The sequence below is a fragment of the Halogeometricum sp. CBA1124 genome, from assembly GCF_009741955.1.
Taxonomy (GTDB): Archaea; Halobacteriota; Halobacteria; order Halobacteriales; family Haloferacaceae; genus Halogeometricum; species Halogeometricum rufum.
The window spans coordinates 1-15098 of the sequence record NZ_WPCD01000022.1; the positions used below are offsets into that span (position 1 = coordinate 1).

At 54.9% G+C, this 15098-nt stretch carries 12 protein-coding genes and 1 pseudogene; 5 read left to right on the top strand and 8 right to left on the bottom strand.

Annotation, left to right across the window (positions count from 1 at the left end; genetic code table 11):
- The 3 genes and pseudogenes from GJ632_RS05095 to GJ632_RS05105 form a co-directional block, all read right to left on the bottom strand.
- Positions 1-268 (bottom strand): annotated as a pseudogene (locus GJ632_RS05095) (aldehyde dehydrogenase family protein); the annotation flags it as partial.
- 711 nt (positions 269-979) lie between these two features.
- Positions 980-2473 (bottom strand): carboxypeptidase M32, encoded by a 1494-nt coding sequence (locus GJ632_RS05100; RefSeq protein WP_191452285.1) that lies wholly within the window; start codon positions 2471-2473, stop codon positions 980-982.
- Positions 2474-2513: 40 nt separating this feature from the next.
- Positions 2514-3908: an ABC transporter substrate-binding protein gene (locus GJ632_RS05105; protein WP_343161033.1), complete on the bottom strand. Its 1395-nt coding sequence runs from the start codon at positions 3906-3908 to the stop codon at positions 2514-2516.
- Between the two features lie 1148 nt (positions 3909-5056).
- Between GJ632_RS05105 and GJ632_RS05110 the strand changes: the two genes are divergently transcribed.
- Both GJ632_RS05110 and GJ632_RS05115 read left to right on the top strand, forming a co-directional pair.
- On the top strand, positions 5057-5830 hold the full coding sequence (locus tag GJ632_RS05110) for an IclR family transcriptional regulator (protein ID WP_191452286.1): 774 nt from the start codon (positions 5057-5059) through the stop codon (positions 5828-5830).
- A 177-nt stretch (positions 5831-6007) separates the two neighbouring features.
- Positions 6008-6787 carry an SDR family NAD(P)-dependent oxidoreductase gene (locus GJ632_RS05115; RefSeq protein WP_191452287.1) on the top strand — a complete coding sequence of 260 codons (780 nt, stop codon included), beginning with the start codon at positions 6008-6010 and terminating at the stop codon, positions 6785-6787.
- Positions 6788-7135: 348 nt separating this feature from the next.
- On the opposite strand, the gene GJ632_RS05120 is transcribed toward GJ632_RS05115, so the two are convergent.
- Together GJ632_RS05120 and GJ632_RS05125 are read right to left on the bottom strand one after the other, a co-directional pair.
- Entirely contained in the window at positions 7136-7603 is a 468-nt protein-coding gene (locus tag GJ632_RS05120) for an ATP-NAD kinase family protein (protein ID WP_191452288.1), read from the bottom strand.
- Positions 7604-7993: 390 nt separating this feature from the next.
- On the bottom strand, positions 7994-9298 hold the full coding sequence (locus GJ632_RS05125; RefSeq protein WP_191452289.1) for an aspartate aminotransferase family protein: 1305 nt from the start codon (positions 9296-9298) through the stop codon (positions 7994-7996).
- A gap of 274 nt (positions 9299-9572) precedes the next feature.
- Here GJ632_RS05125 and GJ632_RS05130 point away from each other — a divergent pair, with 274 nt between their 5' ends.
- The 3 genes from GJ632_RS05130 (at position 9573) to GJ632_RS05140 (ending at position 12740) form a co-directional block, all read left to right on the top strand.
- Positions 9573-10664 carry an NADH:flavin oxidoreductase/NADH oxidase gene (locus tag GJ632_RS05130; RefSeq protein WP_343161034.1) on the top strand — a complete coding sequence of 364 codons (1092 nt, stop codon included), beginning with the start codon at positions 9573-9575 and terminating at the stop codon, positions 10662-10664.
- A 103-nt stretch (positions 10665-10767) separates the two neighbouring features.
- Positions 10768-11790: an ornithine cyclodeaminase family protein gene (locus GJ632_RS05135; RefSeq protein WP_191452290.1), complete on the top strand. Its 1023-nt coding sequence runs from the start codon at positions 10768-10770 to the stop codon at positions 11788-11790.
- A gap of 5 nt (positions 11791-11795) precedes the next feature.
- Positions 11796-12740 (top strand): dihydrodipicolinate synthase family protein, encoded by a 945-nt coding sequence (locus GJ632_RS05140; protein WP_191452291.1) that lies wholly within the window; start codon positions 11796-11798, stop codon positions 12738-12740.
- A 131-nt stretch (positions 12741-12871) separates the two neighbouring features.
- Here the strand turns inward: GJ632_RS05140 and GJ632_RS05145 are convergent, their stop codons facing one another.
- The 3 genes from GJ632_RS05145 to GJ632_RS24655 form a co-directional block, all read right to left on the bottom strand.
- Positions 12872-13288, bottom strand: coding sequence for a nuclear transport factor 2 family protein (locus tag GJ632_RS05145; protein ID WP_191452292.1), 417 nt, complete (start codon positions 13286-13288; stop codon positions 12872-12874).
- A 51-nt stretch (positions 13289-13339) separates the two neighbouring features.
- Positions 13340-14452: a M24 family metallopeptidase gene (locus GJ632_RS05150; RefSeq protein ID WP_191452293.1), complete on the bottom strand. Its 1113-nt coding sequence runs from the start codon at positions 14450-14452 to the stop codon at positions 13340-13342.
- 88 nt (positions 14453-14540) lie between these two features.
- Complete coding sequence (locus tag GJ632_RS24655) at positions 14541-15074, bottom strand: branched-chain amino acid ABC transporter permease (RefSeq protein ID WP_191452294.1); 534 nt, start codon at positions 15072-15074, stop codon at positions 14541-14543.
- Positions 15075-15098 lie beyond the last annotated feature (24 nt).

Consider the following 15098-nt stretch of genomic DNA (forward strand, 5'->3'; position numbering starts at 1 on the left):
TGTCGCGGTAGTAGTTTATCTCGCGGTAGTCCTCGAAGATAATCGCGCCCGCGAGTCCGTAGTCGGTGTCGTTGTGGATCTCGACGGCCTCCTCGATGTCGCCGGAGTACTGTAGGAGGGCGACGTGGGGGCCGAACACCTCCTCGTGGGTGCAGCGCAGGTTCTCGTGTGCGTCGGCCTCGTAGACGAACGGACCGACCCAGTGGCCGTCCTCGTGTCCGTCGGGAATCTCGTCGTTCAGTTCCGTCCGGTCGACGAGGACGTTCACGTCAACCGACAGGCGATAGCGGGAGCCCTGCCCCCATCGATCGCCCTATCCTCGAGTTCCTCCAGACGCGGCTCCAAGCGACGCGGCAGGTCTCCCGAACGACCCTCACGGACACCAGCGGTCGTCTGGAACTCCACGTCGTCTTTGCACCGTCGTACTACCCGGCAGCTGTCGACGAGGCACAGTTGATAGTTCGCTGGTACACGAACGACGACTTCAAAGTCTACTATCGAGAGCAGCACTCGGACCCCGCCTGGGAGCGCCGGTGGGACAGGTACCCGAATCCGCACAATACACGGGACCACTTCCATTCCCCGCCCACCGCCCCGGACGCCCGGCGAGGATGCATCGTGTCCAGACGACTATCGTGACGCCGTTGCGCTCGTCCTCGACGAGATCGAAGATCGGGTCGGGACCCTCTGGAGCGAATAAGAGTCATATCTCGTGTGGAGTGTATATTGGCGTCCCCAGAACGCGCGTTCTGGTGTGCGAACGAGACGCGATGCGTCCCGTTAACGCCAGAAGGCGTGCAGCGCGCGACAGCGTGCGCGGCGTGACTCATGAGACGGAGGAAGATCAAGATCCACATATCCAAACGGAACAAGACAGGGAGTAGAAAGAGCAGATAGAGTACGAGAGATTATTCTTCTCTCCTCGTTCAAAGGAAAATCAAAAATATTCTCCTGTCAGCCGCAACCGGTACAACCGCCACTAGAGGTCGTATATGGCCCCGAACTTGTTCGTTGCATACGTGAGGAATGGCTCCGCAGAGAGCGGTTCGCCGGTTGCACGCTCGATGAGTTCCGGTGTTTTGTACCGTTGACCATGCTGGTGGATCTCTTTTCTGAGCCACTCGCGGAGCGGTGCGAACTCTCCGTCCTGTAAATGCTCGTTGAGATTGGGGATGTCATGTCGGGCAGCATCGAAGAGCTGAGCCGCTAGCATCGAGCCAAGAGTGTAATTCTGGAACGAGGCTATCGACCCGACGCTCCAATGGATGTCCTGAAGACAGCCCTCGGCGTCAGTGTCGGGACGGACACCGAGGTACTCCTCCATCTTGTCATTCCAGACGGCTGGAACCTCGACGACGTCTAAATCATCCTCAATTAGAGCCTTCTCTACCTCGAAACGCACCAAGATGTGGAGGTGGTATGTCAGTTCATCAGCGTGGCCGCGTAACGGACCGACACTCACTCGATTGGCAGCGGCATATACCTTGTCGACTTCAGCGTCGATACTGGGGAACTGTTCTTTAACCGTCGGTAAAAATCCCTCCCAGAATTCACGTGACCGGCAGACGTGATTTTCCCAGAGCCTGGATTGACTTTCGTGGACGACCATGCTCCTCGCCTCGCCGAGTGGGGTCCCGAGGTGTTCCTTCGGAAGCCCACGCGTGTACGTCGAGTGGCCAAACTCGTGGAGGGTGCTCGTCAGCCCGACGAGGAGGTTCGATTCGTCGAAACGAGTTGTAACTCGAGCGTCGTACGGGGTCCCATTTGAGAACGGGTGCGGTGCCTCGTCGAACCGACCATGTTCCCAGTTGTAGCCGACATACGTCAATGCGTCTCGGTGCAGTTCACGCTGCTTGTCAGCTGGGAACGATCCCTCGAACAGTGTCGGTGGGTCGACTGAGCTATCCTGAATCTCTTCAATGAGTGGTGGGAGATCTTCGCGAAGGCGGGAAAGTATCTCTTCAACTCGCGAAAATGGGAGGTAGGGTTCGCTGAACTCACCAACCGAAAACAGCGTCTCGAACCGACTATCGTGATCGAACTGGTCGGCATACTCTCGTTTGAGTTCGATAATCCGCCGCAACTCGGGTTCGAACGTCGAGAAGTCATTGTTTTCTCGTGCGTTCCGCCAAGCGGGCTGAGCGTCCGACAGAGCCGCTTGAATCCGATTGACGAGGTCTTCAGAGACACACGTGGCATCCCGTCGCTCACGAGCCACCTCTCGAACGACGGCACTTTGATCTCCATCTAAGTCGGAGGTCTCGAGGTGGCCGAGTAGTTGACCGAGTCGCTCGTCGGTGAGCGCTCTGTGTTGAGCTGTAGCAACCGCCGCTCGCTGTGCGGATCGCGCCGGCGTTCCACCTTCCGGCATCATGACTTGTTCGTCCCAATAGAGAGTCTCGTCAACCTTCGAAAGATTTCCGATGTGAGCTGCTTTTTCGTACAGTTCTTGATAGGATGACGCCGTATCCATTACTGACCCCTCACGTTTCTCTGTGGAGCGAAGTATTTATTCATCGCTCTACGCTTACGTTATTGTACTCGGATACCATTCTGGGGTTGAGCTGGGAAACCGGATGGACGGTGAAGTCTGAGACGGCATCGCTCACACCGAAAGTGTTCTTTAGGTTATACGCCGCGAGGTGGACCCGGTCCTCCAAGACAGTCGTGATGATATCGATATACAGCTCTCGGCGCCGCTCACGATCCGTGGACCGTCGGGCTTCGATGATCTTGTCCATGACCTCTTCGTTGTCGTAGTACGTTCCGTTGTTCGCACCTATCTGTTCAGTGTGGAAGAGGTTGTATATGAACGTATCTGGATCCGGGAGCCCGGAGAACCCCAGAACGTACATCTGGTAGTCTTCTTTCTTTCCGGTGTCGAATGTCTCGATGAACGCACCCCAGTCTAGCCGCTGCACTTCTGCGTCGTAGCCGGCCTCCTTGATGCCGTTTGCTACAGAGATACCGATCTGTTCGCGCTTGTCGTCCGGAGGAACAAGAATCTTCGCCGACCAGTCATCGGGAACACCTGCTTCTTCGAACATCGATCGAGCTTTGTCAGCGTCCTTCGAGTGCGGGATTTCTTTCCACCGATTGATAGGCATCTCCCACGTTTCTGCGAGCGCTCGCGGGAGTGGACTGTACTGTCGAACACCTGCGGGTTCGATGAAATTCTGAACGACAGAATCCATATCGATGCAGTAATCCACTGCTTCCCTGACGGCAGGGTTCGTTGTCGCCCCCTCCTCGCAATTGAACGCAACGTAGTAGTACCCGACTGCGGCCGTCTCCATGAGCGTTGTGTCGTCCATGGACTCCACCGTGGGATATACCTTCGGTGGGACAGATTGAATAACGTCCGACGTACCGTTTCTGAGGGTAGTTACTCGCGTTGTCGGCTCCTCGACGGGCACGTATTTGATACCCGCAACGTTGGGCGTCTCGCCCCAGTAGTCATCCCAGCGTTCGAGTTCGACGTATTCTCCCTGCTTCCAATCGACAAACTTGAACGGTCCGGAACCTATGGGCTGTTTCGCTTTGAACGATTCAGGATCTGCTTCACGGACTGCCTTCGGAACGACCTTCATCGTCAGCGACTGTGAGAACATCGCAAACGGATATTCGAGGTCGAACTGTGCGGTCGTCTCATCGACAACCGTCGCTTCTGAAACCATATTGAAATTCGTCGCCTCGCCAGTCTCCTCCCGAACTGGCGCCATTGCTGAGTACACGATATCCTCAGCAGTCACTGGGTCACCGTTGTGAAAGCGAGCCTCCTCTGTAATCGGAACGATGTACCGAGTCCCTTCTCGCGATACTTCGGGAAGCGATGAGGCAAGATTAGGAACGAGCGCCGTGTCCTCAGCATAAGTGTATAATTTGCTGAATACACGGTTCATCACCATATGAGATGGGACTCCGATTAACTGGATCGGGTCGAAGTGGACTGGGCTTTTCGCCTGCCCGAGTTTAACAACAGCCTCGCTTTCTCCACTACTTTCACCACCACTTTCGGCCGTTTCGACATCTGCTGTTTCGCTCTCGTCGGTAGAGCCGGTCGAAGTTGACTCGCCCTGGTTGTTCGATCCATCTCCAGCACATCCCGCCAGACCCTGCTACGGCGACACCCGCTCCCCGAAGCCATTGGCGTCTCGTAGGCTGCAGTGCGCTTCTCTCTTTCATCACCTCTTTGGTTGAGAATACCTGACAATAAGTGTTCGGGTCGCGGTCAAGGGGTTTTCTTACTTTCTATGATCCGCCCGTCACCTATTCTCAAAGGATTCTACTCGACACCGCGTTCCTCATAGTCATCGTGGACAGTAACTTGCACCGCCCACTCGTTTCTCTATAAGAAACAAATATTTATTATTAGGAAAAGGTGGTGATATAGTCTCTCAGTAATTCAGAACGCCTCCGATCGGAGCTGAGAGTTTGTTACTTTCCAGAAAATACCGAACGATTCATTGTTGGCTTTCTCTATCGAATCCGTGTATTTGACCGTCTCTGGTCGGGAATAAATCGAATACGCGAAGTCATCGGTCGTTCAGGGGCTGTCCACGCCCGACCTGATGAGATTTCTCGCTACCGAACGGATCCTAGGGTGTGTTGACCCTTCTGAATGCAACAAGATGATTCCGTCGATGGCTGAAGGGAGCCACCGAGAAAGATCTGGAGCCTATAGGCGGAACTCAGAGCAATACCTCTGATATTTCTGTGCTTAGAGGATTCATCAACTACTCTACAATTACAAAACTAAAACTGTAATTTTAAGGGCGCTCGAATGGTACTGATATACCCAAGGTGAAAAAAGAGAAGTCAAACTAGTATCGAGTGTCAAAGAATTAATGTTCACTAATGCGAAATCGAAGAATGCGTTCCTAAGACCTCTCCTTCGTGTGTTTTTACCTCAACTCATCGGTAGCAATTCGAAATTGAATGAAAGCTAATATGGAATCGGATAGATATTCTTGTGAGAAGTAGGTATGGAGACGTTTCTTGGGGACCGTTGTCAACCCACAATAACTTTAAGTAGGTAGTTGCATTCCCTTTCCATATGAACCAGAACACGCCACTGACGGACGAACAACCCACCTCACACACGATTAAGTCGGTTCACACGACGTTTCGCATTGTCGAATCACTAATCACACTCAATAGACCAACTATCACTAACATCGCGGATTATACCAACTTAGCGAAGAGTACCGTTCACAAGCATCTTGCCACCCTGATCGAAGAGAGTTGCGTCACAAAGATTGATGATGAGTACCATCTCGGTGCTCGATTCCTCGACCTGGGAGGTCACGTCAGAAACGAGAAATATGGATCCGAGATAGTGAAAGACAAGGTGAAGTCACTCGCAGAAAAGACAGGACAGGTCGTCCACTTTGTCGTCGAAGAACACGGCCGGGCAGTCGTTATCTACCGCGAAAAGGGCGAATATGGAGTTCCAAGTCGCTCTCGGGTCGGTAAACGGATGTCTCTCCACCAGACCGCTTACGGGAAAGCTATTCTCGCACACCTTCCAGAAGAGCGAATCTCTGAGATTATCGACTTCCACGGGCTTCCGAGTGCGACGAAAAATACGGTCACCGATTCCGATGAACTTCGGCAGGAACTCGAACAGATCCGGGAGCGTGGCTACGCAATAAATGACGAAGAAAGCACGGTTGGACTGAGTGCGGTGGGTGCTCCAGTAATGTTAGATGATGGTACCGTGTTTGCCGGCTGTTCGATTGCAGGTCCGGAGAACGAGATCAAGGAGGACCAAATCGACGACCTGTTGAGTACGGTGAATCAAATTAAGCTGGCAGTCACGTACTCGTAGCGGTTCTTCCGTGCGTATTCTCTGTCTCTCCTTTTAGCGGCAGCCTCTCTCTATGCGGGTCTGACTGCAGTATTGCGGACTGAACTCGCTGGGTGTGGAATCCGGTTCGCTCTTTACTCTGACTGCCTTCTGAAAGTAGGGAAGGAATTATATGTGGTGCCGGTTGAAAAGAATAGCATGGATTGCGAGCAGAAAGCAGCCATAGTCACTGGTGCTGGCCGCGGTCTCGGGCGAGAAATCGCCATAGAGCTCGCCAAGCGGGGAAACAACATCGTAATCGCAGATCTCAATCCTGAAGAGATGAGCGAAACCCAAGAGATGATCTCCGACGTAGGCCAGTCATCGATTGCGGTGCAGACTGATCTTCGTGATCCCACCAGTGTGACTGAAACTATCGATGAAGCGCTTGACGAGTTCGGTTCTATCGATATTCTCATCAACAACGCCGGTATCGCTGGTCCCAACCTGCCGTGCGAAGAGATACCGATCGAAGAGTGGGAGGAAACTATCGCTGTGAACCTGCGTGGTGCGTTTTTGATGACTCGAGAAGTGCTGCCCACAATGAAAGACCAGCGGTTCGGCCGTATCGTCAACATCAGCTCAGTTACCGGTAAGCGTCCCGTTTCACAACGGTCTCCGTATGCTGCCTCGAAGTTAGGTCTCGTCGGATTTACTCGTTCCATCGCCAGTGAAGTTGGAGAGTACGATATTAACGTAAACGCAGTCTGTCCGGGCTCAGTCGAAGGGCCCCGAATTGAACGCGTATTCGAGCGATACGCTGAGGCACGGGGGACGGATAGCGAGACAGTCAAACAAGGTGAGATGGAAAAAAGCGCTCGAGTGGAACTCGTCAAGCCCACAAGCGTTGCTACTTTAGTTGCCTTCCTCTGTTCTCCGGAGTCTGAGCAAATGACCGGCCAAGACCTCAACATTTCTGCTGGAAAGGTTATGTACTGAGACTAATTTTCCTCTGTAGTCTACAAGCGGAGAGTACGTCATCTCTGCACGCAACGCTTGTGATGATGTTTCGCCGAGTCAAAATCCTGTCCGAAGAGGACTCCTGGTATCTGCCGCTTGAAGGCGAACAACAGATCATTACCTCTGATGGTTGTTTGCCGGGTTGCTGTTTCCCATATCTCGTCGGAAGCCGATCCCATAGGGAAGTGGCGCGACGCTCAAGTTGTATTTGATAACCCCTTGCCGCTCCCGACAACTACCGATTCGCACCTCCGGAAAATCGGGTGAATCTCGATTAGCCATCAGCGACGTGGCCTGTCTTTGAGTGCTTCATTTCCACCACTATATTCACTGTATTATCTGAACGACCATCTGTGAACCGCGCCCTGTCAGGACGCGACTGTAGCCGGAGAGTGCGTTGTCCACCTCTTGGTCACCTGTGTCCACGCGCAATGGATCATCCTCAAGAGCGTGAATTTTCTCCTCTGTCGCGACGATAGTGATGTTGTCGACACCGATTGTCTCGATGACGGGCGCACTCAGCTGTTGGTTACCTCTCGCAAAGACGAACCCCTGGCCGCCAATGACGCCGACAATCAACTCTGGGTCGACGCCGTCAAGTAGATCCAGTAACTCCTGCTCGCTCAAATCTCTTCCAACGAGTTCGCCGTTATGGGTGGCATCGACGCCGAGAAGCGTATACTCTATCCCAAGTAGGCTCATGATCTCCTTCGTGGTCGTACCTGGACCAATGACGTAGATTCGGTCAGAGTCCATTGAATCGACTATTTCACTGGCAATCAATTGTTTGCTCATCGTCTCGCCGCTCGACCCTCGAGACTTCGGATCTGGACAAAACGAGAGTTTCGAGGGACTAGAAGGTATCCGTATAGTCTCGCTGAAAGCTGATCATTACAGTACGCCGTTTCGTCGATATCCATAACCTCACGGCGTTGCGGGTCTGCTATCTTGTCACCGAGAAAACCCACTATGAGGTCACCTGCGGCTTCTGGGATCGTGTAAAGCCGCGGAAAAATCTTGACCCCGGAAGGGATTCCGACTACCGGGACAGCGTCATCAACAGCGGATTGATAATGAGGCCGATAGTTTTCGTCATGTACTGGTCGTAGATCTTGTATCGACAAGAAGCATCGGAGGCAACAAGTAAAACGGAACACAGTCAGAAACTGAGCATCTAAAGAGCGGTTAGTGATCCTTCGAAACCGTCGAAACCGCGCCTTCTAGTCTGTCGAGCATCTCTTCCATCTCGTCGCTGGAGATGCTCAGCGGCGGCGTCATTCGAATAACGTTCCCATGTGTACCGCACCGCGATACGAGCAGCCCCCGGTCGTGCGTTTGAGTACGGACATCTTTAGCGATATCTTCGGAGGGGTCGTGCGTCTCTTTGTCGGTCACAATCTCGACGCCGATATGGAGCCCCTTGCCACGAACGTCTCCGATGATGTCGTAATCTGCCTTCATTGCCTCTAGACGGTCGAACGCCTCGTCACCGACAGTCGCAGCGTTGTCGACGAGACCTTCCTCTTCTATCACGTCGAACGTCGCATTCGCAGCGGCACACGCCAGCGGGTTTCCGCCGTAGGTCGTGTAGTGATCGGCCGGATCCATTGTCTCACTCACCTCTTCTGTTCCCATGAATAGACCGAAGGGGACCCCGCTCGCGATTCCCTTCGCCATCGTCATAATGTCTGGCTCAACGTCCCAGTGCTCGACCGCGAACAGCTCGCCGGTCCGTCCCATCCCGGTTTGGACCTCGTCAGCTACAAAGAGGATGTCTTCCTCCTCACAGATCTCTTTGAGATAGGGTAGATAATTCTCTGGCGGGACCACGATTCCACCTTCGCCCTGAATCGGCTCGACGACGACGGCAGCGATATCGTCATTCGAGTCGTACTTGATGACTTCATGGACCTGTTCCGCGGCCCACTTGCCGAACTCGTTCTCGTCCTCGAAACGGTCGCCATACCGGTAGTAGTTGGGCGACGGTATCTGGTAGCTCCCCGGAATATGCGGATGGAAGGTGTGCGTGTACTTGTTCTGCCCCGTGAGCGCCATCGCTCCGGGGGTACGCCCGTGGAATGACCCTCTAAGACTGATGAATTCACTCGACCCAGTCGCTTTCTTCGCGAGTTTGATCGCTCCCTCAACGGCCTCTGCCCCGGAGTTCCCGAAGAACGTGTTCTTCAGGTCGCCAGGAGATTGCTCGGCCAGCGTCTGAAGCAGTTCAGCCATTGGGTCATGGTAGAAGTAGTACGATGACTGAACGTAGTTTGCTACCTGTTCTTGCACGGCGTCTACGACTTTCGGATGGGAGTGGCCCGTGTTGACGACGGCGATGCCCGCGACAGCGTCGAGAAATTCGTTACCGTCAACGTCCCAAAGACGAGCGCCTTCACCGTGGTCAAGGACGAGATCTTGTTGTCCGTATACGGCGGGCATTAGATACTCGTCTGTCACCTGTTTGATGTCGTCTCTGTCAAGGTTGCTCATACGAACTAAAGTGTAATTTCGTTCTCATCCATTTATATCTTTTTAGCAGTTTTATGACCGTTCACATACAGTGGCGGTAGTGAGAAATTTGAGTGTTTCTTGTGTTGAAACTGCCACTCAGCCGCCTTCTCTGAGAAAAGGGCTATTCTGCTGATTAGACGGGATCTGGCTTTAGCGGTTGTACCATTTTTCGCAGTCGCGTCACTGAGTCTCTACTGACACACAATTGTCGATTGCGCGAACGTTTATCCCATCCCCCCTAATACGACATAGTGTGTCACCAGATTTGTTTGATCCCCTCCGTCTGCGGGAGGTATCGATTCCCAACCGCATCGGTGTCTCGCCGATGTGCCAGTACTCCTGTGAGGCCCGAAATGGGATCGCAACAGACTGGCATCTCGTCCATTTGGGGAGTCGCGCTGTCGGTGGGGCGGGACTAATACTGACTGAAGCGACGGCAGTGACCGCTGCAGGCCGCATCTCTCCACAGGACCTCGGTATCTGGACAGACCAGCAGGCGGAAGCACTCGAACGGATTGCGACCTTCGTCTCCGAGCAAGGCAGCATTCCGGGAATCCAACTTTCCCATGCGGGCCGGAAAGGGTCGACCGGTCTTCTCTGGGAAGGAGCCAATCCGCTCTCTCCAGAAGAGGGAGGGTGGGAAGTACTTGCGCCGAGTGACGTCCCCTACCCGTTCGAGGAGAAGAAACAGGAACTCAGGCGGATGAGCCGCGACGATATCGCTGCGGTCATCAATTCCTTTGCCGCTGCTGCGAAGCGTGCTATTGACGCGGGGTTCCAGATTATCGAACTCCACGCGGCGCACGGATATCTCCTTCACGAGTTTCTCTCACCGGTCACTAACCGCCGGTCCGATGAATACGGAGGCAGCTTTGATGATCGCGCACGGCTTCTTCGGGAAGTAGTCCAGGCAGTTAGGCAAGCGATCCCGGAGGGGATTGCCTTGTTCGTTCGTCTCTCCGCGACTGATTGGCTTCCAGACCGAGAGTCGTGGGATCTCGACCAGTCGGTGAGGCTTGCCCAGATTCTGTCTGAGGAAGGAGTCGACTTACTAGACGTAAGTGCGGGCGGACTCCACCCGGACCAAGTCATTCCCGACACTGGGCCAGGATATCAGGTTCCGTTTGCCGAGCGTATCCGTGCCGAGAGTGACCTCCCTGTCGCAGCGGTCGGGAAACTAACTACGCCAGAACACGCCGACGCCGTGATTCGGAATAGTCGCGCAGATTTAGCTCTCCTGGCACGGGAGCACATTCGAGATCCGTACTTTGCCCGGAGGGCGGCAGACAGACTTGAACAGAGAGACCGCCTTGAGCCGCCGGAACAGTATCAGACCGGATTCTGAATGGAGCTACCGGAACGACCAGCACAGGGTGGGTCCAACCCTTACCCCCGGTCACAATATCACGGATAATTATAAGTGACCGTAGTTAGAAGCTACGGCAGGTATGGAAACGCCTACTGTCGAACCAGGAGAGATTCTATTTCTCTCGCGTGACGACGTGACGAACGCAGCAAGCGCAGACGAATGTCTTGAACGGGTAGAGGAAACCTTCCGTTGGGTTAGTGATGACCAAGTCCAACAGACGAATCCTGTCGAGATCTGGCTGTCGAAGCGTGGTGGTGAGTTCGGGTACGGGAACGTCTCGAGCTATCCGGCGTACATCGAACCCCTCGGCGTTGCGGGCAACAAGTGGCTCGGAGTGTTCCAACAGAACGCTAAACGGGGACTCCCTGCACTCAGCGCTGTCAATATCCTTTCAGACGCCGAAACTGCCATGCCGCTGGCGTTCATCGAGGGCCAGTCGGTAACCGCGATGCGAACAGCCGGACACGCAGGTGTCGGCGCAAAATACCTTGCCCGCGAGGATTCGTCGACGCTCACTATCGTCGGCTGCGGTCACGAGGGACGGACTCACCTCCGGGTTATGGACGCATTGTTCGATCTTGACCACGTGAAAGCCTGCGACATTGACGACGACGTTCGAACGACGTTCATCGACGAGATGAGTGACGTGACGGACGCCACAATAGAGGGATTCGTCGACTCCCAAGAGGCCGTCCGGGGAGCCGATATTATCTGCATGGTCACCACCGCCGAAGACCCGATCGTCATGGCTGAGTGGATTGAGCCGGGAACGCACGTCGCCGCGACAAACGGCTTCCTCGATCTTGATCCTACATTTAGTGCAGCAGCAGACAAATGGGTGATCGGCGTCGAGAGCAGAGACAGACTCTGGATCGATGGTGAGGAGGTGGGTGTGACTGCTCCTGAGGGACTCTCTTATGACGACGTCTACGCCGAACTGACAGACGTAGTTTCGGGCAAGGCTTCCGGCCGTGAGTCGGCCGACGAACGTACGGTGATGGTCCACATGGGAATGCCAGCCCTTGACGTCGCAGCGTCACACTTCGTATACGAAAGAGCTAAGAAAGAAGGTATTGGAACTAAACTTACACTCTTCGAGTGACCAAAATGACAGTCGACTTCCCACGGCAGCCTCTGGAGGGTATCCTCGCTCTCTCACCGCTGTGTCTGAACGACGACAATAGCATCAATTACGAAGCCATCCGATCAAATGTCGAGTGGCTCGAAGATCAAGGCATTCACGGGTTCATCCAATTTGCGACCATGGGCCAGTCAATGGCCCCCTCTGAAGCGGAGTTCGACGAGGTGACAGATGTCGTCACCGACGCCGCAGACGATATCACGTGCGTCGTCGGCGCGTCGGCTCCGAATCAGCAAGAAGCGATTCGTCGCGCAACCTACGCGGAGGATGCAGGTGCAGACGGAACGATGATCGAACTCCCGTACATGATCCCACTCCAGCAAGAGTGGGTCGGTGATTTCTATCGAGACATCGATGAGGCGCTCGGCGGCGAACTGAGCGTTCTCGTCTACAACTATCCGCCGGCGACTGACTGCGACATCACCCCCGAGACTTGGAAGAACGAACTCGTCGACATCGAGTCAGTAAAAGCGGTAAAAGACTCGAACTACGCGACGCCGCACTACGACAGGATTCTCGGTCTCTCAGAGCAGATTAACGTCATCTCGCCGTACGACTGCCCGTTCTGGCACGACTCCCAGCTCGGCGGGAAAGGGTTCATCGGGATTCTGACGTGGGCCGCGCCACAGACGATGCTCCGCTTCTATCGCGAGTGTCGTGACGGAAACCATCATGACGAGTGGACGAGGCGGGTCAACCGGACGCTGGCTGAGGTCTGGGGCGACGTCAGTAATCTTCCGGACGCCCCGCTCGTCTCCAACTCGCCCGCTGTCCTCCACTCACTTGCCGAGATGAGTGATCGGCCGGCCGGCGAAGTCAGGCCTCCGTACCGTCGGCTTCACGACGAGGCCGAGGAGGCACTTATCGAAGCGCTCCAGCCGCTCCGGGACATCGAGCGCGAACTCGTCTGAAAAGACAGTCCGTACACTGTTTTTAACATCATTCGCCTCGCCTTCGTAGGGGCATCTACCCTTTCACTACGCCTTTTTCTGGTCACCTGAGTTATCTTAGTCATGCGGGCGAATATCTGCCCACCCAGCGTTCACACTCGCATCGTAGGCAACCGTCGTCTCCATGCGAGCGAGCTCCAAGTCCCCTCGACGCGACGGTACTCGTCGTGGTATCGTCCCTGTTCGAGGTGACCGCTTCCGTCTGGTTCGAGCGTCACAGCCCGGTAGTACCACGTCCCCCTGGCCGTGTCGCCGTCGACGTCGATGACGGGGTTGGTCACCGTGTGTCGGCGGATCTGGTCGGGGTCAGCGGTCCATTCACGGGCTAATCCACGGATCTCGTCGTGACCCTCGAGGGGTGTCTCCAGCGAAACGTACTCTACAATGGCATCCTCAGTGAAGAGCTCGGTCCATTTCTCGATGTCACCGTCGTCGAGGTGATAGCAGTAGGCAGCACGCAACTCTTCGATTTCGACGCGGTCAGACACGCTGGTCGTACCTACGGTCATACCACTGATCGCTGTCAATTCATAATAAAACCCGACGCCACTTCTGGCTCCCTATACCGTGATTACGTCGTGAGTATACGGGTGGAGATTCTCACACCCGTCTTTGGTGACGACGACCGGGTCTTCGATGTGGATGGGTGTGTCCTGGCCCTGTCCTTCAACGAAGATTCCCGGATCGATGACGAAGACCATTCCCGGTTCGAGGACCGTCTCGTCGCCTTGCTGGACCTGTGGTGCTTCATGTCCGCCCATAAGTCCGATGCCGTGTCCGATTTTCCACGGCTGGTCGTAGCCTTCGTCGTTCATGTACTCCTCAGCGAACGTGTGGACCTCGTGTGCGGTCACACCTGGTTCGACCATGTCCATCGTCGCATTGAGGCACTCAGAACAGACCTCGTAGGCGCGACGGTGCTCCGGGTCGGGCTCGCCCACGAAGACGTTCCGGGCGCAGTCGGTCGCGTAGTGCTCGTACTGGGGTCCCATGTCTACGTCGACAATGTCTCCCTCTTCGAAAGTCCGCTGTCGAAGGTCGCGGAAGACACCACCGAGACCCATGTTGTCTGATCCCGCGGCGAGCATCGCTTCCGTGATGTCCATTGCGGCCTCGTACTCTGCGCGGCCTTCCTCGATGCACTCTGCGGCAGCCGCGTGGGCCTCCGCCGCGATTTCGTTTGCTCGGCGAATGTGCTCTATTTCAGTATCGTCTTTCACCATCCGGAGTCGTTCGAAGATGTGTTGAGCGCTGACAACGTCTGTCTTCGGGACGACATTTCGGATAAGTTCTCCATCTCCGAACCACGCATCATCGGCGATACCGATGGTCCCGTTTTCGATACCTCGGTCCTCGAAGAGTTCTCGCAGGAGCGGTTCAGGGTCGTCTCCATCGCGATACGTGGTGACCGCGTCGGCAGAAATCGCTGTCTCGGCATGCTCCATAATATCGCGGTGCATTTCGCTGAGGATGAAACCGGGTTCGCCCTCTAACGGAAGAACGAACGCCGACAGCCACACAGGCCATCCGCCCTCGTAAGCACTGTAACCGGTGAAATAGTACTGGTTCGCACCGGCGTCAACATAGAGAGCGTCAATGTCGTTTTCTTTCATCAGAGTTCGCGCACGGTCCATCCGGTTCTCCCAGTCGTAAGTGATGTTAGCTTTCGACATCCGGTAATAAGAGTGCCTGCCGCAAGCGTATTAATTCTGTGTATTCCAGAACCCATGTCTCTCCTCTGAAAGAGAATCGCCGCTCGGCCTATTCGCTCGCGACGCCTTCGTCTCCAAGGAGTCCTTCCGGACGATACGTCATGATGAGGATGATCAGGACGCCAATTATTAGCAGACGCGCGTTTGAGGCGACGCTACCGAACGGGATGATACCGTCGAGGTACCGTGGGACCTGCAACAGCAACGCCAGAATGAACCCACCGAGCGCTGCACCGCGGTTGTCACCGGTGCCTCCGAGGAGCAGCGCAATCCAAATGAAGAATGTCCACTCTGGGTTGAATTGCTGTGGAACGAGATAGTTGATCTGGAGCGCGGTCAGTGACCCGGCGACGGTCATGATAACGCTCCCGATAACGAAGCTCTGCATTTTGAAGGAGAAGGTGTTCTTTCCGAGCGCGTTTGTGGCATCTTCGTCCTCTCTAATGCCTTTCAATACGCGACCCCAGGGGCTGTCAATGCCCCGCTCAAGGACGACGTACACGAGCACGAAGACGAAGAGGACAATGGCAAACAGTGCGACGTTCGCCAGCGGTGAGCCCACGATGGGATTTTCCACCGCCATTCCCTGTCCGCCTCGGTGAGCCAC